The organism is Nocardia asteroides, from assembly GCF_900637185.1.
Taxonomy (GTDB): domain Bacteria; phylum Actinomycetota; class Actinomycetes; order Mycobacteriales; family Mycobacteriaceae; genus Nocardia; species Nocardia asteroides.
In genome coordinates, this window is the sequence record NZ_LR134352.1 from 6,831,874 (window position 1) to 6,854,971 (window position 23,098).

Annotated in this window: 27 protein-coding genes; 17 read left to right on the forward strand and 10 right to left on the reverse strand. The window is 70.8% G+C overall.

What is annotated here, in order from left to right:
• Window positions 1–687: a pyridoxamine 5'-phosphate oxidase family protein gene (locus EL493_RS31625; RefSeq protein WP_019049286.1), complete on the reverse strand. Its 687-nt coding sequence runs from the start codon at window positions 685–687 to the stop codon at window positions 1–3.
• Between the two features lie 79 nt (window positions 688–766).
• On the opposite strand from EL493_RS31625, the gene pdxR reads away from it, so the two are divergent.
• The 3 genes from pdxR (at window position 767) to EL493_RS31640 (ending at window position 3,926) form a co-directional block, all read left to right on the forward strand.
• Complete coding sequence (gene pdxR / locus EL493_RS31630; RefSeq protein ID WP_019049287.1) at window positions 767–2,176, forward strand: MocR-like pyridoxine biosynthesis transcription factor PdxR; 1,410 nt, start codon at window positions 767–769, stop codon at window positions 2,174–2,176.
• Window positions 2,177–2,244: 68 nt separating this feature from the next.
• On the forward strand, window positions 2,245–2,490 hold the full coding sequence (locus tag EL493_RS31635) for a DUF2630 family protein (protein ID WP_019049288.1): 246 nt from the start codon (window positions 2,245–2,247) through the stop codon (window positions 2,488–2,490).
• Window positions 2,487–3,926, forward strand: coding sequence for a dihydrolipoyl dehydrogenase family protein (locus EL493_RS31640; protein ID WP_019049289.1), 1,440 nt, complete (start codon window positions 2,487–2,489; stop codon window positions 3,924–3,926). The genes EL493_RS31635 and EL493_RS31640 overlap by 4 nt, the downstream gene beginning before the upstream one ends.
• Window position 3,927: 1 nt before the next feature.
• Here EL493_RS31640 and EL493_RS31645 read toward each other — a convergent pair whose 3' ends face one another.
• Together EL493_RS31645 and cobF are read right to left on the reverse strand one after the other, a co-directional pair.
• On the reverse strand, window positions 3,928–4,797 hold the full coding sequence (locus EL493_RS31645) for an Fpg/Nei family DNA glycosylase (protein WP_019049290.1): 870 nt from the start codon (window positions 4,795–4,797) through the stop codon (window positions 3,928–3,930).
• Between the two features lie 9 nt (window positions 4,798–4,806).
• Complete coding sequence (cobF, locus tag EL493_RS31650; RefSeq protein ID WP_019049291.1) at window positions 4,807–5,547, reverse strand: precorrin-6A synthase (deacetylating); 741 nt, start codon at window positions 5,545–5,547, stop codon at window positions 4,807–4,809.
• 45 nt (window positions 5,548–5,592) lie between these two features.
• On the opposite strand from cobF, the gene EL493_RS31655 reads away from it, so the two are divergent.
• The 6 genes from EL493_RS31655 to EL493_RS31680 all read left to right on the forward strand — a co-directional run bounded on the left by EL493_RS31655 (window position 5,593) and on the right by EL493_RS31680 (window position 9,804).
• Window positions 5,593–6,396 carry a thymidylate synthase gene (locus tag EL493_RS31655; protein ID WP_019049292.1) on the forward strand — a complete coding sequence of 268 codons (804 nt, stop codon included), beginning with the start codon at window positions 5,593–5,595 and terminating at the stop codon, window positions 6,394–6,396.
• The gene (locus EL493_RS31660; protein WP_019049293.1) at window positions 6,393–6,881 is read left to right on the forward strand and encodes a dihydrofolate reductase; all 489 of its coding nucleotides are present in this window, start codon (window positions 6,393–6,395) and stop codon (window positions 6,879–6,881) included. The genes EL493_RS31655 and EL493_RS31660 overlap by 4 nt, the downstream gene beginning before the upstream one ends.
• Window positions 6,882–6,976: 95 nt before the next feature.
• The gene (locus tag EL493_RS31665) at window positions 6,977–7,303 is read left to right on the forward strand and encodes a cupin domain-containing protein (RefSeq protein WP_019049294.1); all 327 of its coding nucleotides are present in this window, start codon (window positions 6,977–6,979) and stop codon (window positions 7,301–7,303) included.
• A gap of 73 nt (window positions 7,304–7,376) precedes the next feature.
• Complete coding sequence (locus tag EL493_RS31670) at window positions 7,377–8,429, forward strand: Dyp-type peroxidase (RefSeq protein ID WP_019049295.1); 1,053 nt, start codon at window positions 7,377–7,379, stop codon at window positions 8,427–8,429.
• Window positions 8,430–9,227: a family 1 encapsulin nanocompartment shell protein gene (locus tag EL493_RS31675; RefSeq protein ID WP_019049296.1), complete on the forward strand. Its 798-nt coding sequence runs from the start codon at window positions 8,430–8,432 to the stop codon at window positions 9,225–9,227. It abuts the gene before it with no gap.
• Between the two features lie 46 nt (window positions 9,228–9,273).
• Window positions 9,274–9,804 (forward strand): hypothetical protein, encoded by a 531-nt coding sequence (locus tag EL493_RS31680; RefSeq protein ID WP_019049297.1) that lies wholly within the window; start codon window positions 9,274–9,276, stop codon window positions 9,802–9,804.
• A 6-nt stretch (window positions 9,805–9,810) separates the two neighbouring features.
• Here EL493_RS31680 and EL493_RS31685 read toward each other — a convergent pair whose 3' ends face one another.
• Window positions 9,811–10,758, reverse strand: coding sequence for a GlxA family transcriptional regulator (locus tag EL493_RS31685; RefSeq protein WP_019049298.1), 948 nt, complete (start codon window positions 10,756–10,758; stop codon window positions 9,811–9,813).
• Between the two features lie 199 nt (window positions 10,759–10,957).
• Here EL493_RS31685 and EL493_RS31690 point away from each other — a divergent pair, with 199 nt between their 5' ends.
• Window positions 10,958–11,779 carry an alpha/beta fold hydrolase gene (locus tag EL493_RS31690; protein WP_019049299.1) on the forward strand — a complete coding sequence of 274 codons (822 nt, stop codon included), beginning with the start codon at window positions 10,958–10,960 and terminating at the stop codon, window positions 11,777–11,779.
• Window positions 11,780–11,798: 19 nt separating this feature from the next.
• Here the strand turns inward: EL493_RS31690 and EL493_RS31695 are convergent, their stop codons facing one another.
• The gene (locus tag EL493_RS31695) at window positions 11,799–12,467 is read right to left on the reverse strand and encodes a TetR/AcrR family transcriptional regulator (RefSeq protein ID WP_019049300.1); all 669 of its coding nucleotides are present in this window, start codon (window positions 12,465–12,467) and stop codon (window positions 11,799–11,801) included.
• Window positions 12,468–12,685: 218 nt separating this feature from the next.
• Here EL493_RS31695 and EL493_RS31700 point away from each other — a divergent pair, with 218 nt between their 5' ends.
• The 4 genes from EL493_RS31700 (at window position 12,686) to EL493_RS31715 (ending at window position 17,840) form a co-directional block, all read left to right on the forward strand.
• Window positions 12,686–14,224: an amino acid permease gene (locus tag EL493_RS31700; RefSeq protein ID WP_022566228.1), complete on the forward strand. Its 1,539-nt coding sequence runs from the start codon at window positions 12,686–12,688 to the stop codon at window positions 14,222–14,224.
• A gap of 78 nt (window positions 14,225–14,302) precedes the next feature.
• Complete coding sequence (locus EL493_RS31705; RefSeq protein ID WP_019049302.1) at window positions 14,303–15,055, forward strand: DUF1989 domain-containing protein; 753 nt, start codon at window positions 14,303–14,305, stop codon at window positions 15,053–15,055.
• Window positions 15,052–15,669 (forward strand): urea amidolyase associated protein UAAP2, encoded by a 618-nt coding sequence (locus EL493_RS31710; protein WP_019049303.1) that lies wholly within the window; start codon window positions 15,052–15,054, stop codon window positions 15,667–15,669. Before EL493_RS31705 ends, EL493_RS31710 begins: the two co-directional genes overlap by 4 nt.
• Before the next feature lie 197 nt (window positions 15,670–15,866).
• Window positions 15,867–17,840: a 5-oxoprolinase/urea amidolyase family protein gene (locus tag EL493_RS31715; protein WP_030201153.1), complete on the forward strand. Its 1,974-nt coding sequence runs from the start codon at window positions 15,867–15,869 to the stop codon at window positions 17,838–17,840.
• On the opposite strand, the gene EL493_RS31720 is transcribed toward EL493_RS31715, so the two are convergent.
• A complete protein-coding gene (locus EL493_RS31720; RefSeq protein WP_019049305.1) occupies window positions 17,841–18,239 on the reverse strand; it encodes a RidA family protein in 399 nt (132 codons plus the stop codon).
• Between the two features lie 30 nt (window positions 18,240–18,269).
• Between EL493_RS31720 and EL493_RS31725 the strand changes: the two genes are divergently transcribed.
• Window positions 18,270–18,836 (forward strand): CGNR zinc finger domain-containing protein, encoded by a 567-nt coding sequence (locus EL493_RS31725; RefSeq protein WP_022566227.1) that lies wholly within the window; start codon window positions 18,270–18,272, stop codon window positions 18,834–18,836.
• 3 nt (window positions 18,837–18,839) lie between these two features.
• Here EL493_RS31725 and EL493_RS31730 read toward each other — a convergent pair whose 3' ends face one another.
• A complete protein-coding gene (locus EL493_RS31730; RefSeq protein WP_022566226.1) occupies window positions 18,840–19,313 on the reverse strand; it encodes a MarR family winged helix-turn-helix transcriptional regulator in 474 nt (157 codons plus the stop codon).
• A gap of 107 nt (window positions 19,314–19,420) precedes the next feature.
• Between EL493_RS31730 and EL493_RS31735 the strand changes: the two genes are divergently transcribed.
• Window positions 19,421–20,554: a GDSL-type esterase/lipase family protein gene (locus EL493_RS31735; RefSeq protein WP_019049308.1), complete on the forward strand. Its 1,134-nt coding sequence runs from the start codon at window positions 19,421–19,423 to the stop codon at window positions 20,552–20,554.
• On the opposite strand, the gene EL493_RS31740 is transcribed toward EL493_RS31735, so the two are convergent.
• Complete coding sequence (locus EL493_RS31740) at window positions 20,541–21,539, reverse strand: NAD(P)-dependent alcohol dehydrogenase (RefSeq protein ID WP_197724360.1); 999 nt, start codon at window positions 21,537–21,539, stop codon at window positions 20,541–20,543. The two genes, EL493_RS31735 and EL493_RS31740, sit on opposite strands and share 14 nt — an antisense overlap.
• 92 nt (window positions 21,540–21,631) lie before the next feature.
• Between EL493_RS31740 and EL493_RS31745 the strand changes: the two genes are divergently transcribed.
• Entirely contained in the window at window positions 21,632–22,279 is a 648-nt protein-coding gene (locus tag EL493_RS31745) for a TetR/AcrR family transcriptional regulator C-terminal domain-containing protein (protein ID WP_022566225.1), read from the forward strand.
• 67 nt (window positions 22,280–22,346) lie between these two features.
• Here EL493_RS31745 and EL493_RS31750 read toward each other — a convergent pair whose 3' ends face one another.
• Complete coding sequence (locus tag EL493_RS31750) at window positions 22,347–22,745, reverse strand: hypothetical protein (RefSeq protein WP_019049311.1); 399 nt, start codon at window positions 22,743–22,745, stop codon at window positions 22,347–22,349.
• The gene (locus tag EL493_RS31755; RefSeq protein ID WP_022566224.1) at window positions 22,742–22,963 is read right to left on the reverse strand and encodes a type II toxin-antitoxin system HicA family toxin; all 222 of its coding nucleotides are present in this window, start codon (window positions 22,961–22,963) and stop codon (window positions 22,742–22,744) included. Before EL493_RS31755 ends, EL493_RS31750 begins: the two co-directional genes overlap by 4 nt.
• Window positions 22,964–23,098: the final 135 nt, after the last annotated feature.

The following is a 23,098-nucleotide window of genomic DNA, read 5'->3' on the forward strand; positions in this document are numbered from 1 at the left end:
TCAGCCGACCGCGACCGGGGTGACCCGGGCCAGTACGTCGGCGGGCACGTCGAGGCCGGGCTCCAGGTTGTCCGCGTCGATCGGCTCGCCCCAGACCTGCCGCAGCGGCAGCACCCCGGCCCAGACGCCGCCGGTCGCGATGTCGGCCGTGTCGTCGTTGGGGCCGCCGGTGCGCACCTTCACCGAGGCCTCGGTGAGGTCGAGCGCGAGCACCATCGTCGCGGCCATCTCCTTGCGGTTGGGCGGGCGCACCCGGTCCCAGGAGCCGGGCGCCGCCTGCTCGACGATCGCCCGCAGCGCGGCCGTGCGTTCGGCCTCGTCGGTGACGAGCGTCGCCCGGCCGCGGATGACCGCCGAGCGGAAGTTCATCGAGAAGTGCATGGCCGAGCGGGCGTACACCAGGCCGTCGACGTGGGTCACCGACAGCGAGATGTCGGTGTCGATCGCGGCGCGCATATTGCCCGCGCCGGTGGATCCGTGCAGGTACAGGGTGTCGCCGAGCCGGCCGTAGATGGTCGGCAGCACCACCGGCGAGCCGCCGAGCAGCACGCCGAGGTGGCAGACCAGACCGGCGTCGAGCACCGCGTCCAGTGCGGCGCGATCGGCCACGCCGCGTTCCTTGGCCCGGGTGAGGGTCGTTCGCGGGGTCGGCGACAAAGGGGTGCGGGAAGCGTCGTGCGTGGTCATAAGATGAGCTTCGCCGGAGAAGTGGCCTGGAAACAGGTCCACTTCGCCAGAAGATCAACAGGCCAATTCGAGGTGGACGATGCTGGACGACCTCCCGATCCCGCTCGACCGGGCGGCGGCCGAACCGCTGTCGGTGCAGGTCGCCGATGCCCTGCGGGCCGCGGCCACCGGCGGAGTACTGCGCGTGGACGACCGCTTGCCGTCCTCGCGCGCCCTCGCGAGCCGGCTCGGCGTGAGCCGGGCCGTGGTGTCGGCCGCCTACGACCAGCTGCACGCCGAGGGCTGGCTCACCGGCCGCCGCGGCTCCGGCACCTACCTGAGCACGGCCCCGGCCGCCGCGCCGCCGCGCACCGCGCCGGGCCTCGACGCCGAGCCCGTGGCCGATCTGCTCGACCTCGGACCGGGGGCACCGTGCGCCGAGGCGGTCGACCCCGCCGCCTGGCGCCGTGCCTGGCGCGCGGCGGGTGACCAGCCCGCCGACGCCCGCAGGGACCGCGCGGGTGAACCCGCGTTCCGCCGCGCCGTCGCCGAGCACCTGCTGCGCCACCGGGGACTGGCCGCGGACGGCGCCGCGGTACTGGCCACGGCGGGCACCAGCGCCGCCGTCGGCGAACTGGCCTGCGCGCTGCTGCGCCCCGGCGACGCGGTCGCGATCGAAGACCCCGGCTACCTGCGCGCGGTCGGCGCGTTCCGGGCCGCGGGCATCCGGGTGCTTCCGGTGCCCGTCGACGCCGACGGCCTGCGCGTCGAGGACATCCCCGACGGCGTGCGCGCGGTGTATTGCACACCGGCGCACCAGTTTCCGCTCGGCGCCCGGATGCCCGCGGCGCGGCGGGTGGAGCTGGTCGAATTCGCCAGGGCACGCGGCATCTTCGTCATCGAGGACGACTACGACGGCGAATTGCGCTATGACACAGCGCCACTGCCGCTGCTGGCCTCGATCGCCCCCGACGTGGTGGTGCACCTCGGCACCACCAGCAAGATCATCGCCACCACCCTCGGTGTCGGCTGGCTCGTCGCGCGGCCCGACATCACGGCGGCGGTGCTCGCCTACCGGACCACCACCGGCACCGCGCCGAGCCCGGCCGGACAGCGGGTGCTCGCCGAGTTCGCCCGGCACGGCGACCTGGCCCGGCACCTGCGCAGGCTGCGCCGGGTGGTGCCACCCCGCCGTGCCCTCGTCGTCGCGGAGCTGGCCCGGCGCGGGCTCCCGGTGATCGGGGACGACGCGGGCTCGCACGTGGTGGTCGAACTGCCCGGCGCCGCCGCCGAACAGCGGGCGATCGCCGCCGCCCACGCCCGCGGGGTGCTGCTCGACGGCCTGGCCCGCCACCATCTGGGCGCCGCGCACCGGTTCGGCGTCGCCATCGGCTACACCGCGGCGAGCGCGGCCGAGCTGGCCACGGCCATGCCGATCGCCGCCGACTGCCTCGCCGCGGCGGCCGGGCCACGGTCCGCGTCCACCCCACCCGTGGCGACGCGGTCGTAGAGTGGAGCCCAGGCCCACGCGGGTCGCTGTTCGGGCACTACCCCTCCGACCATCGAAGTGGTGAGCACATGAACGATCAGGACATTCTGGCGCGAATCAAACAGCTGGTCGACGACGAGCACGCGCTGCGCGCCAAGGCCACCGCGGGCGAGATCGACCCGGTCGCCGAACGGCAGCAGCTGGCGCAGCTGGAAGTGATGCTCGATCAGGCGTGGGATCTGCTGCGGCAACGCCGGGCCCGCTCCGGCGCCGACGAATCCCCCAACGACACCGAGATGCGCTCGCCGCGTCAGGTCGAGGGCTATCTGCAGTGACCGACGCCGACTACGACGTCATCGTCCTGGGCGCGGGCCCGGCGGGTGAGAACGCCGCCGCCTACGCCGTCGCGGGCAGCGATCGCACCGCCGCGCTCGTCGAGCGGGAGCTGTTCGGCGGCGAATGCAGCTACTGGGCGTGTATTCCCAGCAAGGCGCTGCTGCGGCCCGGCGCAGTCCTGAGCCTGGGCCGGTCCATGCCGGGCGTCACCGCCGCCGGACCGCAGGTCGCCGACGTCCTCGCCCGCCGCGACACCTTCGTCCACGACCACGACGACGAATCCCAGGTCGACTGGGTGAAATCGGCGGGCATCGAGCCGGTCCGCGGGTCCGGCCGGCTCGTCGGCGAACGACTCGTCGAGGTCGACACCGGCGACGGTGTGCGCGTCCTGCGGGCCCGGCACGCCGTCGTCCTGGCCACCGGCACCACCGCCGCGATCCCGGACACGCCCGGCCTGCGCGACGCGCTGCCCTGGACCTCCCGCGACGTCACCAATCTGACCATCGTCCCGCGCCGGGTCGCGGTCATCGGCGGCGGCGTCGTCGCCTGCGAGGCCGCCACCTGGCTGGCCGAACTGGGCGCCGAGGAAGTCACCATGCTCGTGCGCGGCGACCGGCTGCTGCCGCGTGCCGAACCGTTCGCCGCCGAACTGATCCTGCGCGGCCTGCGCGACACCGGCGTGGTCACCGTGCGGCTGCACACCGAGCCGAGCCTGATCGCCCGCCGCGACCCGGTCGCCACCGGCGTCGGCGCCATCCACGGCGGGCCGGTCACCCTCGTCCTCGACGACGGGGAACTCGAGGTCGACGAGATCGTCGTCGCCACCGGCCGCGCCCCGGCCACCGGCGGACTCGGCCTGGACAGCGTCGGCCTGCCCGACGGCTATGTGGAGGTCGACGATCAGCTGACCGTCCGCTCGGTGCCCGGCGACTGGCTCTACGCCGTGGGCGACGTGAATCACCGTGCGGCACTGACCCACATGGGCAAGTACCAGGCCAGGGTGTGCGGCGACGTGATCGCCGCGCGCGCCGAGGGCAAGCCGCTCGACGGTCCGCGCTACGCCGCGAGCGCCGACCACGGGCAGGTGCCGCAGGTGGTGTACACCGCGCCGGAGCTGGCCTCGGTCGGGCTCACCGAACAGGACGCGCGCAAGGCCGGATTCGCCGTCGACACCGTGGAGCTGGATATCGCGGTGGCGGGCTCGTCGCTGTCGCGCGACGACTTCCACGGCCGCGCCAAACTCGTCATCGACGCCGCCGCGGACCGCCTGCTCGGCGCCACCTTCGTCGGCCCCGACATGGGCGAGCAGCTGCACGCCGCCACCATCGCGGTGGTCGGTGCCGTGCCGCTGGAGACGCTGTGGCACGCGGTACCGGCGTTTCCCGCCGTCAGCGAGTTCTGGCTGCGGCTGCTGGAGGCCAGGCGCGACCGGTGACCTACTTGAGCAACCGCGACATCCGCCGGTCCGCGAGCACCTTGCCGCCGGTCTGGCAGGTGGCGCAGTACTGGAACGAGCGCTCGGCGTAGGACACCTCGCGCACCACGTCACCGCACACCGGGCACTTCTCGCCGGTGCGCGCGTGGACGCGCATCCCGGATCGCTTCTCGCCCTTGAGCCGGGCCGCGTCCTGGCCGACCGAGCGCGCCACCGCGTCGAGCAGGACCTCCCGCATCGCCGCGTACAGCTGCGAAACGGTCTCCGCCGGCATGGTTTTCGTATTGGCGAAGGGCGAGATCTTGGCGGTGTGCAGTATCTCGTCGGAGTAGGCGTTGCCGATTCCGGCGAGCAGGGTCTGGTCCACCAGCGCGGTCTTGATCCGCTGCGAGGTGCCGCGCAGCAACGCGGCGAACTCGTCCTCGGTCACCGCCAGCGCGTCCGGCCCGAGCCGCGCGATACCGGGCACCGCCTTCGGATCGTCGACGATGTAGACGGCCAGCCGCTTCTTCGTTCCCGCCTCGGTGAGGTCGATCGCCGGCGTGGCGCCCTCGGGGGTGAAGAAGTGCACCCGCAGCGCCAGCGGCGACTTGCCGCCCGGTTTCGGCGGCAGCGGATTCGGTTCGTCCACCCAGCGCAGCCAGCCGCCACGCGAGAGATGGGTGATCAGCCACAGCCCGCCGCAGTCCATGCCCAGGAACTTGCCCCACCGGTTCGCGCCGGTGACATCGCGTCCGGACAGCGCCGTGACGGGCGGGTCGAACGTCTTCACCGCGCTCAGCGCCGCCACGTCGACACGCCCCACCACCGCGCCGACCGCGTGGTCCCGCAGGAACTGCGCCAGCGCCTCTACCTCGGGTAGCTCGGGCACCCGGCCAGTTTATCGGCTCCGCAGCAGGTACACGTCCATGATCCAGCCCTTGGCCGCGCGCAGCTCGGCCCGGCGGGTCAGGATCCGCTGCTCCACCTCGCGCAGCGGGCCCTCGATCAGGGTCTCGTCGGGCATGCCCAGGTAGGCGCCCCACCAGATGTGCACGTCGTCACCGGGGATCTCGGTGAACGAGCAGTCGCCGTCGAGCATCACCACGGTCGAGCCCGGGCCCAGGCCTTCCTCGCGCAGCCTGCGCCCGGTGGTCACGTGGACCGGCTCGCCGATCCGGTGCAGCACCACGCGATGCCCGGCGGCCAGGGCGGCGACGCTGGTGACGCCGGGGATCACCTCGTAGTCGAAGGCCGAGCGGCCGCGCGCCAGGACCAGTTCGACCATCCGCAGGGTGCTGTCGTAGAGGGCGGGATCACCCCACACCAGGATCGCGCCCACCCCGTCGACCTCGTCGAACGCGGCCGCGAGCAGGGCAGCGCGGCGCTCGTGCCAGTCCTGGACCACCCCGGCGTAGTCGTCGGGGGTGCGGTCGCGCGGCGGGTCGGCGATCTCGACGATCCGATGCGGACCCGGCACGTGCTCGGTGAGGATCGCGGTGCGGACGTCGACGAGTTCCCGCTTCTCGGCGCCCTTGCCGATGACGAAGAACGCGTCGGCGTGTCGCATGGCCTTGATCGCCTGCATCGTCACCTGGTCGGGGTCACCGGCACCGATACCGATCACGTAGAGCTTGCGCATACGCGGAGAGCTTGCCAGGTGCCGCGCCCACTAGAATCGCCAGGCGTGGCCACCCCTGATACGCAGTACGAGGATCTGCTCCGGCACGTGCTGGAGGACGGCACGCCCAAAGCGGATCGGACCGGCACCGGAACCCGCAGCATCTTCGGGCACCAGCTGCGCTACGACCTGGCCGAGAGCTTCCCGCTGATCACCACCAAGCGGGTGCACATGAAGTCCATCGCCTACGAGCTGCTGTGGTTCCTGCGCGGCGACTCGAATGTGTCCTGGCTGCGGGAACACGGCGTCACCATCTGGGACGAGTGGGCCGACCCCCAGGGCGAGCTGGGCCCGGTCTACGGCGTGCAGTGGCGCTCGTGGCCGACGCCCGACGGCACCCACATCGACCAGATCTCCCAGGTCCTGCACACCCTGCGCACCGACCCGGATTCGCGCCGGATGATCGTGTCGGCCTGGAACGTGGCCGAGCTGGACAAGATGGCCCTGGCCCCCTGCCACGCGTTCTTCCAGTTCTACGTGGCCGACGGCAAGCTGTCGTGCCAGCTCTACCAGCGCAGCGCCGATCTGTTCCTCGGCGTGCCGTTCAATATCGCCAGCTACGCGCTGCTCACCCTGATGGTGGCCCAGCAGACCGAGCTGGAACCGGGCGAGTTCATCTGGACCGGCGGCGACGTGCACATCTACGACAACCACGTGGACCAGGCGCGCGAGCAGCTCGGCCGCGAGCCCTACCCGTTCCCGCAGCTGCACCTGCGCCCCGCCACCAGCCTGTTCGACTACACCTACGAGGACATCGAGATCACCGGTTACCGGCACCACCCGGCCATCAAGGCGCCGGTGGCGGTGTGAGCAGACGGATCGGCCTGATCTGGGCGCAGGCCGCGAACGGCGTCATCGGGGTGGACAACACGATTCCGTGGCGCGTCCCCGAGGACATGGCCAACTTCCGCGACACCACCATGGGCCACCCGGTCGTCATGGGCAGGCGCACCTGGGATTCGCTGCCCGCGGCCTTCCGCCCGCTGGCCGGGCGCCGCAATATCGTGGTCACCCGGCAGCCGGACTGGTCGGCCGAGGGCGCCGAACGCGCCGCCTCCCTCCCCGACGCGCTGGCGCTGGCCGGTGACGCCGACGTCTGGATCGCCGGTGGCGGCGAGATCTACCGCGCCGCCCTCCCCCTGGCGACGAACCTGCTGGTCACCGAGGTCGACACCACCGTCGCCGGCGACGCCTTCGCCCCGCCGATCGACGCGGGCTGGCACGCGCCGGAAACCGCCTGGCTGGAGTCGAAATCGGGCCTGAGATATCGCGTTCGCCACTACACCCGCCGCTGACAACACGTCGGTGACGGTCGGGGCAAAACGGCCGGTTCCCGGCGGGGTCTCGGGCATACTCCCTGATACCAAGCCCCCGGGAAAGGCGCGATGTCATGGACAAGAAATCGCTGACCGCGGTGGCCCGCCAACAGCTGAAGCTGGCGGCCACCTCGACGAGTGGCCGGAGTTCGCAGACCGTCATCGGCGGCCACACCCATGTGCTGCGGCAGACCGTGGTCGCGCTGACCGAGGGCCAGAGCCTGGCCGAACACGACAACGCGGGCGACGCCACCATCCAGGTGCTCACCGGCACGCTGGTGCTGATTTCGGGTACCGACGAGTGGAAGGGTTCGGCGGGTGACCTGATCGTGGTCCCACGGGCCCGGCACAGCGTGAAAGCCATCGATGACGTGGCGTTTCTGCTGACCGTCGCCAAGTAGGGGTAGCCCGCGGGTCGCTGACACGCCAGGGCGTGGCGCGTACCTGTCGGCGCGGAGCTCTACTCTGGACGGCATGGGTGAGCCTCAGCCGATCCTCGATCCACTCACGCCGGCCGCCATTTTCCTCGTCGCCACCATCGACGAGGGCGGCGAGTCGGCGGTGCGTGACCTCCTGTCCGATATCTCCGGGTTGCGCCGTTCCATCGGTTTCCGGGTACCCGGCGACGGATTGTCCTGCGTCACCTCCATCGGCGCCGCGGCCTGGGACCGGCTCTTCGTCGGCCCGAAACCCGCTGAGCTGCACGAGTTCCCGGGCTACGCCGGCCCGATCCACAGCGCCCCGGCCACGCCGGGCGACCTGCTCTTCCACATCAGGGCCGAGACCCAGGGCCCGTGCTTCGAACTGGCCATGGTGATCGGCGAGCGGCTGCGCGGCGCGGCCACGATCGTCGACGAGACCGTCGGCTTCCGCTACTTCGAACAGCGCGATCTGCTCGGTTTCGTCGACGGCACCGAGAATCCCGAGGGCCGCGCCGCGGCGTCGGCGGCGCTGATCGGGGACGAGGATCCCGAATTCACCGGCGGCAGCTACGTGATCGTGCAGAAGTACACCCATCCGCTGGACCAGTGGAACGCGCTCTCGATCGAGGAGCAGGAGCGGGTGATCGGCCGCACCAAGCTCGCCGACTACGAACTGCCCGACGACGTGAAGCCCGCCGACTCGCACGTGGCGGTCAACACCCTGGTCGACCCCGACGGCACCGAACGCGAGATCCTCCGGGCCAACATGCCTTTCGGCACCATCGGCACCGGCGAGTTCGGCACGTACTACATCGCCTACGCGGCCACGCCGAGCGTCACCGAACGCATGCTCGAGCGGATGTTCCTCGGCACCGACGAGGCCGCCTACGACCGGATCCTGGACTTCTCCTTCGCCGTCACCGGCACCCTGTTCTTCACCCCCACCGTCGATTTCCTCGACGACCTGCCCGACGCACCCGAATCCGTAGCCACCGACGAAGAATCCGATTCCCTGCCCGAATTCGCCCCGGTGGAACAGGCGAACGCCGCGGCGGCCGGCTCCGACGGCTCGCTCGGCATCGGCACGATGAAAAGGAGTATCTGAATGAACAACCTGCATCGCGAACTCGCGCCGATCAGCGACGAGGCCTGGGCCGAGATCGAGGAAGAAGCCACCCGCACGTTCAAGCGCAACATCGCGGGCCGCCGGGTCGTCGACGTGTCCGGCCCGCACGGGGTCGCGTACTCGGCGCTCAACCGCGGCAGGCTCACCTCCATCGAGTCCCCGGACACCGGCGTCCAGGCGCACCAGCGGGTGGTGCAACCGCTGGTGGAGCTGCGCGTGCCGTTCACGTTGCAGCGCGCCGAGCTCGACGACATCGAGCGCGGCGCGGGCGACGCCGACTTCGACAACCTCAAGGACGCCGCCCAGAAGATCGCCTTCGCCGAGGACCGCGCGATCTTCGAGAGCTACGCCGCCGCCGGCATCACCGGCATCCGGGCGGCCGCGTCCAACGATCCGGTCGCGCTGCCGAGCAATGTCGTCGACATCCCCGACGCGATCTCGCACGCGCTCACCGGCCTGCGCCTGGCGGGCGTGCAGGGCCCGTACTCGGTGGTGCTCAGCGCCGACCTGTACACCAAGGTCAGCGAGACCTCCGACCACGGTCACCCGATCCGCACCCATATCGAGCGGCTGATCGACGGCGAGATCATCTGGGCGCCCGCCATCACCGGCGGCTTCGCGCTCACCACCCGCGGCGGCGACTTCGAGCTGGCGCTGGGCCAGGATCTGTCGATCGGTTACCTGAGCCACGATGCCGAGACCGTGCAGCTGTACTTCCAGGAGACCTTCACCTTCCTGGTGGAGACCTCCGAGGCGGCGGTGTCGCTCGGGTCGTGAGGCCTGCCGCTAGGGTGGGCCGCGAGTCGTCGAGAAGGAGGTCCGCATGGCGGTCGTGCGTGCCGGGGTCGTGCCTGCGAGCCGGAGCCTGTTCTACTGCCTGATCGGATTGCTGGTCACCACGGGCTTCGTCGGGTTGTTCCTGGCGATGTTCGGGGTGAACCGGGTGGTCACCGGCCTGCTCGTCGGCGCGATCGCGGGCGTCGCGGCGGGTGTCGCGCTGTTCGTGCGCGATGTCGTCGAGCTCACCGAGCACGCCATCTACACCAGGACCCCGTTCCGGTCCGCGACGGTCCCGTGGGATCGGGTCGTCGCGGGCCGGTTCACCCTCGACGAGCGTTCCCGCTGGGCGCTGGCCCTCGACCTGACCGGCGGCGCCTCCACCGACGAGCTGGTCCTGCTGTCCATCCCGCCGGTGGTCCGTCCCGTCGCGGGCGCCTACGACATGCGCAAACGCGAGCAGGTCACCGAGATCCGGGAATTCCTGCGCGCCAAGCGGATCCCGATCACCGTGCTCCCCGAGATCGCGGGCGCGCTCAACCAGCACTGGCAGATCGCCCCGCCGACCACCCGCTGACGGCGCTCAGCCCGCGGCGGCCTGCTCCGGGGGCGGCGCCCCGGCGCCGGAGCGGAAGCGTCGCCGGTAGGCCGAGGGCGAGACGCCGAGCCGGGCGATGAAGGCCCGGCGCAAGGACTCGGCACTGGAGAACCCGGCGTCGGCGGCCGCCCGGCTCACCGAGCTCCCGGCTTCGAGCCGGGCCCTGGCCAGCTCGAACCGCACACTGGCCGCGTATTCGGCCGGGCCGATCCCGATCTCCTCGGTGAACAGCCGGGTGAGATGGCGCGGGCTCACGTTCACGTGGCGCGCGAGTGCCTGCACGCTGTGCTGGCGGGCGGGGTCGCGCGCGATGAGGTCGGTGACCACGCGCACCGGCCCCGGCCGGGCCGCGACGGCGCGCAGTGGGGTGGAGAACTGGTCCTGCCCGCCGGAGCGCTGCAGGTACACCAGCAGTCCCTGTGCCACCCGGCGCGCCACCGCGCTGCCGCAGTCCTCCTCGACGATCGCCAGGGCCAGGTCGATTCCGGCGGCGACACCGGCGGAGGTCGCGATCTCGCCCGAGCGGACGAAGATCCGGTCGGGCCGCAGGTCGACCCGCGGATACCGGCGCGCCAGCTCGTCGGCGAACTTCCAGTGCGTGGTCGCCGCGCGCCCGTCCAGCAGGCCGAGTTCGGCGAGGACGAACGCGCCGCTGCAGATGGACACGACGCGCCTGCTGCGGGCCGCGAGCAGGCGCGCGGCCGCGACGAGATCGGGCCGGACGAACTCGTCGGGCGACACTTCGCTGCCCGGCACCACCAGCGTGTCCAGCGCGGGTGCGTCGGCGGCGGCCATCGCCACGGCAACCCCACCGCCGACGGAAGTCTGCACCGGCGCGCCCGAGGGTGAGAGCAGCACCACGTCGTATGCCTCGGCGAACTGATTGGCTTCGACGAAAACCTCTGCCGGACCGATGTAGTCGAGGGCTTTCACCCCGTCGAACAGGAGAAACCCGATTCGCCGCGGCCCGGAGGGAGGAAGAATTCGGGCACGATCGGGCAGAGCACGCATACCGGAGAATCTAGAGCCTGTCCGAAAGAGCGGGATCGGCGGCCGGTACGGCAGGCGACAGCCGGGCATCCGGCCAGCAACGATGGTGAACCTACCGATCCGCCTCTTCGATGGGAACGCAATGCCCTACTTCACCACGTCCGACGGCACCGAGATCTACTACTCCGACTGGGGCACCGGGCAACCCGTCGTCTTCAGCCACGGCTGGCCGCTGAACTCGGACGCGTGGTCGCTCGAGCGCAAGACCCTCGCCGACGCGGGCTACCGCGTGATCGCGCACGACCGCCGCGGGCACGGCCGTTCGGCGCAGCCGTGGCAGGGCAACGACATGGACACCTACGCGCGCGACCTCGCCGAGCTGATCGAGTCGCTGGACCTGCGCGATGTCGTCGTGATCGGCCATTCCACCGGCGGCGGCGAGGTCGTGCGCTATGCCGCGCGGCACGGGCGCGAGCGGGTGGCCAAGGTCGTCACCGTCGGCGCGGTGCCGCCGATCATGGTCGCGACCGAGTCGAACCCGGACGGCCTGCCGATGGAGGTGTTCGACGGGATCCGGGCCGGAGTGCTGGCCGACCGGTCGAACTTCTACCAGGAGCTCGCCCCCTCGTTCTTCGGTTTCAACCGGGAGGGCGCCACGGTGTCGAAGGGCGCGCAGGAGGATTTCTGGCGGCAGGGCATGCAGGCGGGCATCCAGGCCGCCTACGAGTGTGTCGCCGCGTTCTCGGCCACCGACTTCACCGAGGACCTGCGGGCGCTGGAGGTGCCGATCTTCATCGCGCACGGCGACGACGATCAGATCGTGCCGATCGCGGGCGCGGCGCTGAAGTCGATCGAGCTGGTCCGCGACGGCACGCTGAAGGTGTATCCCGGTGCGCCGCACGGCATCTTCGGCGCCTACCAGCAGGAGCTCATCGGCGACATCCTGAAGTTCATCGCCGGCTGAGCGCGCGCCGCGGCCCTGCTCAGGCGGGATCGGTCCCGATCTCGCCGACGCGCGCGAGCAGGGCTTCGGCGGCGGTGCGGATCTCGGCGGGGTCGGCGGGATGGCCGATAACGCGCACGATTGCGTCGGGGATGACGTGTTCGGTCTCGGGACCCGCCGCGCCTTCGTCGGAGCGGATGCCGATGACCGTTTCGACCAGGCGGAAGGGCAGGATCCGGGCGCCGGCGGCCGTGGGCGCGGCCGCGGCGGCCAGGTGTTCGTAATGGGCGCGCAGCTCGTCGCGGCGGTCGCGGAAGACGGCGAAGCGTTCGGTACGCACCTCGGGGAGCAGATAGAGGGCACCGAGATTCCAGCGGGCCGCGCGGAGTTGGCGCACGTCGAACAGGGCCAGGGCGTAGAGCTTGGTGATCGCGTCGTCGGGTTCGGCGCGCATGCGCCCGGCCAGCGCGGCCGGGGCGGCGATGGTCTCGGCCAGCAGGGCGTCGAGGATGTCGTCCTTGGCGGCGAAGTGGTGATAGAGCGAGGCCTGCCTGATGCCGACGGCGTCGGCGACCGCCCTGGTCGAGGTGTTGGCATAGCCCTTGGTGGTGAACAGTTCCGCCGCCGCGTCGAGGATCTCCGCGCGCGGCGTCGTCCCCTGTCTGCGTCGCTGTTCCAGCCGGGGGCGCCCGGGTCCGAGGTTTGCCACGTCCCCGATTCTGTCATCGGGACCGGACCGGCCCCGGGAGGGGCTGCTCACCGGCGCGGATGCCGCGCGGTCGAATTCCTGTCACTCGATAGAAACGTGGGCAACGCAGAAGTTACCGCGCGTCCCACACTCGATACACGCACGACACCGTTCGAGCGATCGCGAGCGCAAAACTATCGACTGATAGATATTTGGCCGCACCGCCGAAGGACACCGACATGGCCGCGACTCTCGACTCCCCCGCCGTCCCGCCCGAAACCGCCCGCGACAGTGCCGATCTGGCGGCATTCGGCTACCAGCCGGTCCTGCACCGCAAGCTGGGACGCTACGCGTCCTTCGCGGCGGGCTTCTCGTTCGTTTCCATCCTCACCACGATCTTCCAGTTCTTCGGATTCGGCTATTCGTTCGGCGGCGCCGCGTTCTTCTGGACCTGGCCGCTGGTCTTCGCCGGCCAGTTCCTGGTGGCGCTGAACTTCGCCGAGCTGGCCGCCCGGTATCCGATCTCCGGCTGTATCTACCAGTGGTCGCGCCGCCTGGCGGGCGGGCTGATCGGCTGGTTCGCCGGCTGGATGATGGTGATCGCCCAGGTCGTCACCGCCGCGGCCGCCGCCATCGCGCTGCAGGTGGTGCTGCCCACGATCTGGAGCGGATTCCAGATCATCGGCACCGACACCGCGCTCACCTCCCGCGACGGCGCGATGAACGCCGTACTGCTGGGCAGCGCGCTGCTGGTGGTCACCACCACGATCAATGTGATCGGCATCGACCTGATGGCCCGGATCAATTCGATCGGCGTCACCATCGAGATCGTCGGCGTGCTGGCCATCATCGCGCTGTTCTTCACCGGCGCCGAGCGTGGCCCCGGCGTGGTGCTGCACACCGACCAGGCCGCGCCCGGCCCGTACTGGGCGGCGTTCCTGGTGTCCGGTCTGATGGCCGCGTATGTGATGGTGGGTTTCGACTCGGCCGGCGAGCTGTCGGAGGAGACGAAGAACCCGCGCCGGGTCGCCCCGCGCACCATCCTGCTGGCCCTGTCGGTGTCGGCGCTGGGCGGCGGACTCATGCTGATCGGCGCGCTGATGGCGGCGCCGAGCCTGTCCGACGGCGAATTGGCCTCCGGCGGACTGGCTTACGTCATCATGTCGAAGCTGAACAGCCCCGCCGGATCGGTGCTGCTCGGGTGCGTTGCCGTCGCGGTGATCGTGTGCACGCTGGCCATCCAGACCGCGGGTTCGCGCCTGATGTTCTCGATGGCGCGCGACGGCAAGCTGCCGTTCGCCAAGGCGCTGTCGACGGTGCACCCGCGCTTCGGCACCCCGGTGTGGCCCGCGGTGGTGATCGGCGCGCTCGGCATCGGCCTGCTGGTGCTGAACCTGGGCAATCCCGCCATCTTCGCGACGCTGGCCAGTGTCTGCATCGTCAGCCTGTACCTGGCGTACCTGCTGGTCACCGTGCCGCTGCTGGTGCGCAGGATCAAGGGCCTGCCCGCCATGGACGATCCGGCGCTGTTCAGCCTGGGGCGCTGGGGCGTGCCGATCAACGCGCTCGCCGTGGCGTGGGGCATCGCCATGGTGATCAACCTGGCCTGGCCGCGACCGGAGGTGTACATCCCCGCGGGTGGCAGCTGGTGGCAGCTCTGGGCCGGTCCGCTGTCGGTGGCGGTGATCCTCACCGTGGGCGCCGTCGTCTACCGATTCGTGGTCGCCGTCCGGACCACGGAGGAGCCCATCGCCGAAACCGCGCCTGCCGCCGCGTGATCCACGGTGGCACGGCCGGATACGCCGGCCGTGCCACCACCCGCCCCGCCTCCTTTCCCTCGACGCAGGAGCTTCTCGATGACGAGCACCCAGTCCACCGACGGCGCCCGCGCCCACGCGCGCGCCCAAGCCGCGGCGGCGACCATCGCCCGCCCCGACCTGCCCGACGGCGTCGACCCCGCCACCGTGGTTCTCGCGCAGCGCATTCCCGCGGGCGGGTACGCGAATGTCGTGCTCGGCCGGGGAACCCGCGTGCGGTTCGCCGATCCCACCGGAACCGCAGGCGCGCATCTGTTCCTGCTGCGCGCCGAATCACCGTGGGAGCGGCTCAATGTCGCCGACACCGTGAAGGTGCCCTGGCAGGCCTATCTCGGGGCGGGACACCCGTTGCTCTCCGATCAGGGCCGGGTGCTGGCGACCGTGCTGGCCGACTCCTCCGGCCACCACGACACCCTGTGCGGCCCGACCATCGCGGGCCGTCGGCAACTGCACCTCGCCGGGGCCAAGCAGGGCCTGGAACCCCGCGACATCGGTCCCTCGATCGGACTGTTCCGTGGCGTCCGCGTCGACGCCGTGGGCGGTCTCGTCGCCACCGGCAACGCACCCGCGGGCGCGGCGCTCGACCTGCTGATCCACCTGCCGCTGACCCTGCTGGTCGCCAATGCCGCGCACCCGCTCGACGAGCGCCCCACCGGCGACCTCGACCTGGTCGCCTGGTCGGCCCCCGCCGAACTCGGCACCCTCCCCAACGACGACCCGGAATACCGACGGGCCGTGGCCAACACCGAAGCCGCCTGGACGGCCGCACTGAACACGGAGGTTCCGGCATGACCACGTCCACCCGCATCGTCGTCCTCGACGAGACCGTTCCCGCCAACGCGCCGTGGTCGGCGATCGTCCGCGCGGGCGACCAGCTCGAGATCATCGACCTGCACGGCAACCAGGCCGTCGACTGCCTGCTCTACTCCGCCGCCGACCGCACCGACCGCTACAGCGCGCAGGCCACCGTCGCCGCGCAGGGCAACATCTTCCTGACCACGGGCAGCGTGCTGCGCACCGAGGCGGGCACCCCGCTGATGACGGTGGTCGCCGACGAGGTCGGCAATCACGACACCATCGCCGGCGCCTGCTCGCAGGAATCCAACACCCTGCGCTACGGCCACCACACCCGCCACCAGCACGCCTGCGTGGAGAACTTCCTCACCGCCGCGCTCGAATGGGGTCTGGGCAAGCGGGATCTGGTGTCCAACATCAACTGGTTCATGAACGTCCCGGTGGAGGCCGACGGCACCCTCGGCATCGTCGACGGACTGTCCGCGCCGGGCAAGAAGGTGACCTTGCGCGCCGAGATCGACACGCTGGTCCTGGTCTCCAACTGCCCGCAGATCAACAACCCCTGCAACGGTTTCGACCCGACGCCGGTGCGCATGGTGGTGACCCGATGAGCCGCGTCGACGCCACGATCGCCGTGGGCCGAGTCTCGGAATCGACCGGCACCGTGCCCCGTTCATCCATCCCGGCCACCCGCGCGGGCAGCCGTGATGCCGCCGCCGCGATCGCGAGCCTGCCCGTGGGCGCTCCGGCGTCGTTCGGCGGGCACGGCACCGACACCGCGCGCTCGGTCGAGGTTCTCCGCCCCGGCATGCAGACCACCGTGCAGGACTGGCCCGGCCGCATCGGCTACTGGCACATCGGCGTTCCGCCGTCGGGACCGATGGACGATCTCTCGTTCCGGCTGGGCAACCGCGTGCTCGGCAACCCGGAAGGCGCGGCCGGACTGGAATGCACGCTCGGCGGGCCCGCGCTGCGGTTCGGCGCGGCGACCTGGGTGTGCGTCACCGGCGCGGTCGCCGACGTACGGGTCGACGGCACGCCGGTCGAGCAGTGGCGCACGGTCGAGGTGCCCGCAGGCGGCGTCCTCGACGTCGGCGCGATCCGCGGTCCGGGCATGCGCACCTACGTCCTCGTCTCCGGCGGTATCGATGTCGACCAATTCCTCGGCAGCGCGGCGACTTTCACCCTGGGAAAGTTCGGCGGTGGGACCGGCGCGGCCCTGCGCGCCGACGACACGCTGACGCTCGGCGCACCCCCCGCCCGCCTCGCCGCGGCCGTCCCGATGACCGATATCCCGGCCTTCGGCCACCGCTGGGAACTGGCGGTCACCGAGGGCCCGCACGGCGCACCGGAGTTCTTCACCCGCGCCGACTTCGACACCATCCTCGGCACCGACTACGAGGTGCACTTCAATTCCGACCGCACCGGCGTCCGGCTGATCGGCCCGAAGCCGGAGTGGGCGCGCACCGACGGCGGCGAGGCGGGGCTGCACCCGTCGAACATCCACGACAACGCCTACTCGATCGGCGCGCTCGACTTCACCGGCGACACCCCGATCCTGCTCGGCCCCGACGGCCCCAGCCTGGGCGGTTTCGTCTGCCCGGTGACGGTCGTCGCAGCCGACCGCTGGAAGCTCGGCCAGCTCACTCCCGGCGACAAGGTCCGCTTCGTGCCGATCCGCGCGGAACACGCCGCGCCCGCGAACGAACTCGGTCAGCGCCGCCGCGCCGGGTTCGGCACGGTGGTGTCGGCGGGCCGCGACGGTGACGACGGCATCCTGCGCCGCGCCGAGGTCGACGACGAGACCGGCGTGACCTACCGCCGCCAGGGCGACGACGGCGTCCTGGTCGAATACGGCACGCTCACCCTGGATCTGGGCCTGCGGGCCCGGGCCCACGCGCTGCACCAGCATCTGATCGCGCTGAGTCCGCGCGGTGTCGTCGAACTCACCCCGGGCATCAGGTCCTTGCAGATCCGCGTCGACCCCGCCGTGCTGCCGGTGCCCCAGCTGCTCGATCTGCTCGCCGAAGCCGAAGCGCACCTGCCGAATTCGGCCGAGCTGGTGGTCCCGAGCCGGACCGTCCACCTGCCGCTGTCCTGGGACGACCCGTCCACCCGTGAGGCGATCACCCGCTACATGCACGGCGTGCGCGCCGACGCGCCGTGGTGCCCGTGGAACATCGAGTTCATCCGCCGGATGAACGGCCTGGACTCGGTCGACGACGTCTACCGCACGGTCTTCGACGCCGAATACCTGGTGCTCGGCCTCGGTGACGTCTACCTCGGCGCGCCCGTCGCCACGCCGACCGACCCCCGGCATCGCCTGGTCACCACCAAGTACAACCCGGCCCGCACCTGGACGCCGGAGAACGCCGTCGGCATCGGCGGCGCCTACCTGTGCATCTACGGCATGGAGGGACCCGGCGGATACCAGTTCGTCGGCCGCACCACGCAGGTCTGGAACCACCGGGCGCGCCCCGTCGGCACCGCGGGCCCCGGCGTCGACCGGTTCCACACGGATGCCGAAACGCCTTGGCTGCTGCGTTATTTCGACCGCATCCGGTGGTATCCCGTCGAGCCGGACGAACTGCTGGACCTGCGCGCCGACTTCGCCGCGGGCCAGGTGCACGTGCCCACCGAGGACGGCGAATTCCGCCTGGCCGACTACCGCCGCTTCCTCACCGAGAACGCGGGCTCGATCGCCGACTTCCGCGCGGTGCAGGCCGACGCCTTCGCCGCCGAACGCCAATCCTGGCGCACCGCGGGCGAACTCACCGACTGATCAGCGAACCGCAGCCACCGCTTCGATCTCGATCAGCGCGCCCTCGACCGCGAGACCGGACACGAACGCGAAGGTGATCGCGGGCGGGTTCGGCATCGGACCCCACGCCGCGCCGAAGGCGGCGAAGCCCTCCTGGAGGCTCTGCCCCTCCTTGATGAGCAGGTTCCACTTGACCACGTCGGCGGGCTCGGCGCCGGCCGCCGCCAGGCAGGCGCGCAGATTGTCGAGGGTCTGGCGGACCTGCGCGGCGAGGTCGGCGCCGACCACGCGGCCGGTGGCGTCGACCCCGTTCTGGCCGCCGATGTAGACCAGGTCGGCGCCGGCGGGGACTCGCACCACCTGCGAGAATGCGGGGTTGGAATGCAGGGATTCGGGATTGATGTACGTCGCGATTGCCATGCCATGACGGTAACCGGTTAAACTGGTGTCATGCAAGAGCGAAAGTCTCTCCCGCCCGCGGTGCGCCGTCGCTTCCAGACCGGGCGCGCCTGCCTCGACCTGGTACACACCGGTGGCGAGGGTGAGCTCGCGGTGTGGGAGATCGTGCACACCACCGAGGACCTGAGCCGGTGGCTCGGCGTCATCCTGGAGCTGCCCGAGGTATCCGCCGAGGACACCGATCTCGCGGCGTTCCACACCTTGCGCGCGGCCCTGTCCCGCGCGGCGTTCGGCGCCGCCGCGGGCCATCCCCTCGACCCCGCCGACATCGCCGTCGTCAATGCCGCCGCGACCGAACCACCCCTGGTCCCCCAGCTCGGCGCCGACGGCACCCGCGACTACCCGGCGCCGACCGCGCGCGCCGCGCTCTCCACGCTGGCCCGCGACGCCGTCGACCTCTTCGCGAGTCCCCTCGCCGCCCGCATTCGTGTGTGCGCGTCGGAGACCTGCGGCCTGCTGTTCGTCGACGCGTCCCGCCCCGGCCGCCGCCGCTGGTGCTCCATGGACCGCTGCGGAAACCTGTCGAAGGTCCGCAAGTACCGCGAGAGCGCCGAGTAGCGCTCAGGGCCGGTCGGCGATGGCCGTGGCCGTGGGATTGGTGGCGTCGCGGATCACCCGCAGGCCCGTGACCAGGCCGTCGAGCTGCGCCGGGGTGAGCAACCCGGTGAGCCACTCCTCGAGCGCGACCAGATAGTCGGGCAGCACCTGCTCGAGCCGGGTCGCGCCGGCATCGGTGAGCGCGGCGTAGGCGCTGCGCCGGTCGGTGGGATCGAGCCTGCGTTCCACCAGACCGGCCGCGGCCAGCCGGTCGACGAGCCGGGTGACCCCGCTGGTCGACAGGTCGGTCTGCGCGGCCAGATCCGACATCCGCAGACGCCGCCGCGGCGACCGGCTCAGGCGCATGAGGGCATTGAGATCGAGGCCGGACAGGCCGTGCGCCTTCCACACCGGCTCGACCTTTTTCAGCACGCCGCTGTGCGCTTCGAACAGCAAGCCGGAGATGGTGAGCCGCGGGTCGTCGAACAGTTCCTGCATGCCGACCACTCTAGCCAATATTTGCTCAGCGGATAGTTGACGCGCGGAATACTCCGGTGTAGAACTATGCATACGCAATATTCCTCGAAGCAACTAATGGAGTAGTCATGCAGCAGATGTGGGTCGCCGGTTTCCGCTCCGGAGTGATCAGCCCCGACGAGCAGATCAAGCTCGCCGAATCGCGCGCCTTCGACGACGAGACGGTGCGCCAGGTCGTACGCCTGGCCGGTGGCGGCGCGGCACTGCGGGTGCGGCTGACCAATCGCTACGGCACGGCGCCGCTGCTGATCGGCGCGGCGCGGGTGGGACATCGCAAGGCGGGATCGGCGGTCGAGACGGATCGGGAGCTCCGCTTCGGCGGCGAGCCGATCGCCGTCGTGGCGCCGGGCGCGGAACTGGTGAGCGATCCGGTGGACCTGACAGTCGGCGCGGGCGAGGATCTGTTGCTCAGCCTGTACCTGCCGGAATCGACCGGCCTGGCGACCTACTCGCATCAGCCCGGCGAGATCGCCTACATCACCGCCGGGGACCACAGCGCCGATGTGGAACTGCCCGGCGCGCAGGAGGTTCCGTTCCGGTTCTTCGTCACCGGCATCGACGTGCTCGCCGCGCCGGACAGCCGGGTCGCGGTGGCGTTCGGCGATTCCTGGTTCGAGGGGGTCGGCACCACCCTGAGCGCGAACCGCCGATCGGTCGACGCGCTCAACGCGCGCCTCACCGACGGCTGGGTGGTCAACAACGGCATCGCGGGCAACCGGCTCACCGCCACCGAGATCGGCGAATCCGGGCTCGGGCGTTTCCAATCCGACGCCCTCGCGGTTCCCGGCGTCAGCGACGTGCTGGTGAACTTCGGCATCAACGACCTCATCCTGGGCGCGATGGGCGGCCAGCCGTCGGCGACCGCGGCGGAGCTGATCGCCGGTTTCACCGCACTCGCGGACCGGGCGCACGCGGCGGGTCTGCGCATCCACGTCGCGACCATCGGCCCCTACGCCGGGTGCGTGTACCCCGGCATGCCGCTGCTGGAAACCCAGCCGACCAGGCACGCGGTCAACGAATGGATCCGCGCCACCGACGTTTTCGACTCGGTCTTCGATGTCGACCGCGCCGTCGCCGATCCCGCGCGGCCCGACTTCATCCGGCCCGAGTTCGACAGCGGCGACGGCATGCACCTCAACGACGCGGGCGCGGCGGCCATGGCCGACACCGTCGACGTGGCGGCCCTGTTCAGGACACGGTGAGGACCGTCTTTCCCGAAGCGTGCCCGCGAGCGAACTGTTCGATCGCGGAGTTCGCCTCCCGCAGAGGGATTCGGCGCTCGATCACCGGACGGAGCGAACCCGCCGCCGCCAGCCCGGCCAGATAGGTCAGGTCGGCGGCGGCGGGCCGCATGAGCAGCGCCTTCAAGGTCTGCCGGGTCACCAGGTCGGTGAGCGCCACCGCCGCGAGCCAGCGGACCGGGCCGAACCAGTTGTCGCCGGGCGCGGCGGCGGAGGAGACGAAGACGCCGTCGGCGGTCAGCGCGCGGCGGCACTCACGCAGGGTGCGGTTGCCCGCGAGATCGAAGATGACGTCGTAGGGCTCGTCGGTTCGGGTGAAATCGTCTGCCGTGTAGTCGATCACGACGTCGGCGCCGATGCCGCGCACCATGTCGACGTGCCTGGTGCTGCACACCGCGGTCACGTGCGCGCCCATGACCTTCGCGATCTGCACCGCGAAGCTGCCCACCCCGCCGGACGCGCCGTTGACCAGCACGCGCCGACCCGGCCGCACCGCGCCGATATCACGCAGCCCCTGCAGGGCCGTCATGCCGGAATCCGGGATCGCCGCCGCCTCCGCCATACTCAGCGCGGCGGGCACGATCGCGAGGGTGTCCACCGAGGCGCGCGCGTAGCCGGCGAACGCGCCGCTGGGCACGGTGCCGAAAACCCGGTCACCCACCGCGAATTCGGTGACACCGGCGCCGACCGCGCTCACCTCACCGGCGAGATTCTGGCCGATCCGCGGCCGCTTGGGCTTGCGGAGGCCGAAGCCGAGCCGCAGCAGATACGGCGTGCCGGTGAGCAGGTGCAGATCGCCACTGCACAGCGAGGCGGCATCGACCCGGACCACCACCTCGCGCTCCCCCGGCACCGGGACCGGTACGAGCTCGGCGCGTAGCACCTCGCTGCCGCCGTAGCGGGGCGCGACCCAGGCGGTCATCGTCGTCGTATCCACACCGGTCATGAGCGTTCCCTCTCGCACTTACAGCGTAAGCCTCTTTCGCCAGACGCTACGCTTACGCCGTAAGTGGGTCAAGGAGACAGTCAGGACACGCCATGCCACCTCGCACGCCGTTGACCAGGGAGCACGTGCTGCGCGCGGCGATCGGGATCGCCGACCGGGACGGTCTGGGCGCGCTGTCGATGCGCCGGCTCGCCAAGGCGGTCGGCGTGGAGGCGATGTCGCTGTACAACCATGTCGCCAACAAGGACGACCTGCTCGACGGCATCGTCGACCTGGTCGTCGCCGAGATCTACGTGCCCGCGGCCGGTGGTGATTGGCAGGCCGAACTACGCCGCCGCGCGATCTCGGCCCACGAGGTCCTGCTGCGCCACCGGTGGGCCACCGGCCTGATCGGCTCCCGCGTCAATGTCGGCCCCGCCATGCTCCGCTACATCGACGCCACCCTCGCCTGCCTGGTGACCGCGGGCTTCACCTACGTACAAGCCGACCGAGCCTGGAACGCCCTCGACAGCCACATCTACGGCTTCACCCTCCAAGCCGTCAACTTCCCCCTCGACCCCACCGAATACACCACCGCCGCCACCCATTTCCTCCCCCTGATCCCCCCGGAAACCCACCCCCACATGCACACCCTCACCACCCTCGTCATCACCGGATCCCACTCCGGCATCGCCGACTTCACCTTCGGCCTAGACCTCCTCCTCACCGGCCTGAACACCCTGCTCGACGCGGAGAAATAGCGCCCAGGCGGCACACACCGAACCCAACTCCACCCGGATCCACAACCACCGCCGAAGCGCCGAGACCCTATTTCGCCAGCTGGCCGATTCTCTGGCGGGCGACGTTGAGGAGGGTGGCGACGTCGACGTCGGGGACTGATTCGCGGCGGAGTTCGCGGACCAGGGAGCGCTGCTCGTCGTTCAGTTCCTCGGTGAGGCGCTCGATTTTCGAGCGGAGCTCGGAGATATGACGCACGCGTCCGCTCACGTCGCGGGCGTCGCCGAAATCATCGACGATCAAACGGGTTTCGACACGAGACAGCGGTACATCGAGTTTGGCGGCGATAATCGTCCGGGCTTCGTAGCCGACGTCGGTGAGATGTTTGGCCTGCCCGCACGGATCGTCCCCGTACACGTCGGGAACCGTGATCTCCCACCATCGTCCGACACGATTCGCGTGCACGTCGTAGGTGATTGCCGTACTCATTTCGCATCCTCCTCCGGGCAATTGCATGCCGCTACGGCCTTGAAGATCGTTCGAACCACCCCTGGCGAAACGGTTCGGTGCCCATCAGGAACGCTCACGTCATGCTTGCCCGACCGGCAACCATAGATCGAATGACTGCCGGCTCCACCGCGTAGCTTCGACCAGCCCTCCTTCTTCAGGGCCTGCAGGACCTTCCTGGTCGGTTGCTCCGCGATCATCGATCGACGCTACCAAGCTAGCAGCTCCTTCAGCAAGCTGACTAGCGCGATTTCCCGCTAGCCAGCTAGCAGGCGTCGACTGAGCCACCTGTGCTCGCCTACCAGGGCGGACCCGGGTAGGCGAGCGGGGTGGGG

Coding starts and splice junctions, on each gene's coding strand:
- pdxR (WP_019049287.1), top strand. CDS start 767: ATGCTGGACGACCTCCCGATCCCGCTCGACCGGGCGGCGGCCGAACCG.
- EL493_RS31670 (WP_019049295.1), top strand. CDS start 7,377: ATGGGTGAGCCTCAGCCGATCCTCGATCCACTCACGCCGGCCGCCATT.
- EL493_RS31690 (WP_019049299.1), top strand. CDS start 10,958: ATGCCCTACTTCACCACGTCCGACGGCACCGAGATCTACTACTCCGAC.
- EL493_RS31755 (WP_022566224.1), bottom strand. CDS start 22,963: ATGATCGCGGAGCAACCGACCAGGAAGGTCCTGCAGGCCCTGAAGAAG.
- EL493_RS31725 (WP_022566227.1), top strand. CDS start 18,270: ATGCAAGAGCGAAAGTCTCTCCCGCCCGCGGTGCGCCGTCGCTTCCAG.
- EL493_RS31625 (WP_019049286.1), bottom strand. CDS start 687: ATGACCACGCACGACGCTTCCCGCACCCCTTTGTCGCCGACCCCGCGA.
- EL493_RS31710 (WP_019049303.1), top strand. CDS start 15,052: ATGACCACGTCCACCCGCATCGTCGTCCTCGACGAGACCGTTCCCGCC.
- EL493_RS31680 (WP_019049297.1), top strand. CDS start 9,274: ATGGCGGTCGTGCGTGCCGGGGTCGTGCCTGCGAGCCGGAGCCTGTTC.
- EL493_RS31675 (WP_019049296.1), top strand. CDS start 8,430: ATGAACAACCTGCATCGCGAACTCGCGCCGATCAGCGACGAGGCCTGG.
- EL493_RS31745 (WP_022566225.1), top strand. CDS start 21,632: ATGCCACCTCGCACGCCGTTGACCAGGGAGCACGTGCTGCGCGCGGCG.
- EL493_RS31715 (WP_030201153.1), top strand. CDS start 15,867: ATGCAGACCACCGTGCAGGACTGGCCCGGCCGCATCGGCTACTGGCAC.
- EL493_RS31720 (WP_019049305.1), bottom strand. CDS start 18,239: ATGGCAATCGCGACGTACATCAATCCCGAATCCCTGCATTCCAACCCC.
- EL493_RS31705 (WP_019049302.1), top strand. CDS start 14,303: ATGACGAGCACCCAGTCCACCGACGGCGCCCGCGCCCACGCGCGCGCC.
- EL493_RS31740 (WP_197724360.1), bottom strand. CDS start 21,539: ATGACCGGTGTGGATACGACGACGATGACCGCCTGGGTCGCGCCCCGC.
- EL493_RS31735 (WP_019049308.1), top strand. CDS start 19,421: ATGCAGCAGATGTGGGTCGCCGGTTTCCGCTCCGGAGTGATCAGCCCC.
- EL493_RS31750 (WP_019049311.1), bottom strand. CDS start 22,745: ATGAGTACGGCAATCACCTACGACGTGCACGCGAATCGTGTCGGACGA.
- EL493_RS31730 (WP_022566226.1), bottom strand. CDS start 19,313: ATGCAGGAACTGTTCGACGACCCGCGGCTCACCATCTCCGGCTTGCTG.
- cobF (WP_019049291.1), bottom strand. CDS start 5,547: ATGCGCAAGCTCTACGTGATCGGTATCGGTGCCGGTGACCCCGACCAG.
- EL493_RS31665 (WP_019049294.1), top strand. CDS start 6,977: ATGGACAAGAAATCGCTGACCGCGGTGGCCCGCCAACAGCTGAAGCTG.
- EL493_RS31700 (WP_022566228.1), top strand. CDS start 12,686: ATGGCCGCGACTCTCGACTCCCCCGCCGTCCCGCCCGAAACCGCCCGC.
- EL493_RS31635 (WP_019049288.1), top strand. CDS start 2,245: ATGAACGATCAGGACATTCTGGCGCGAATCAAACAGCTGGTCGACGAC.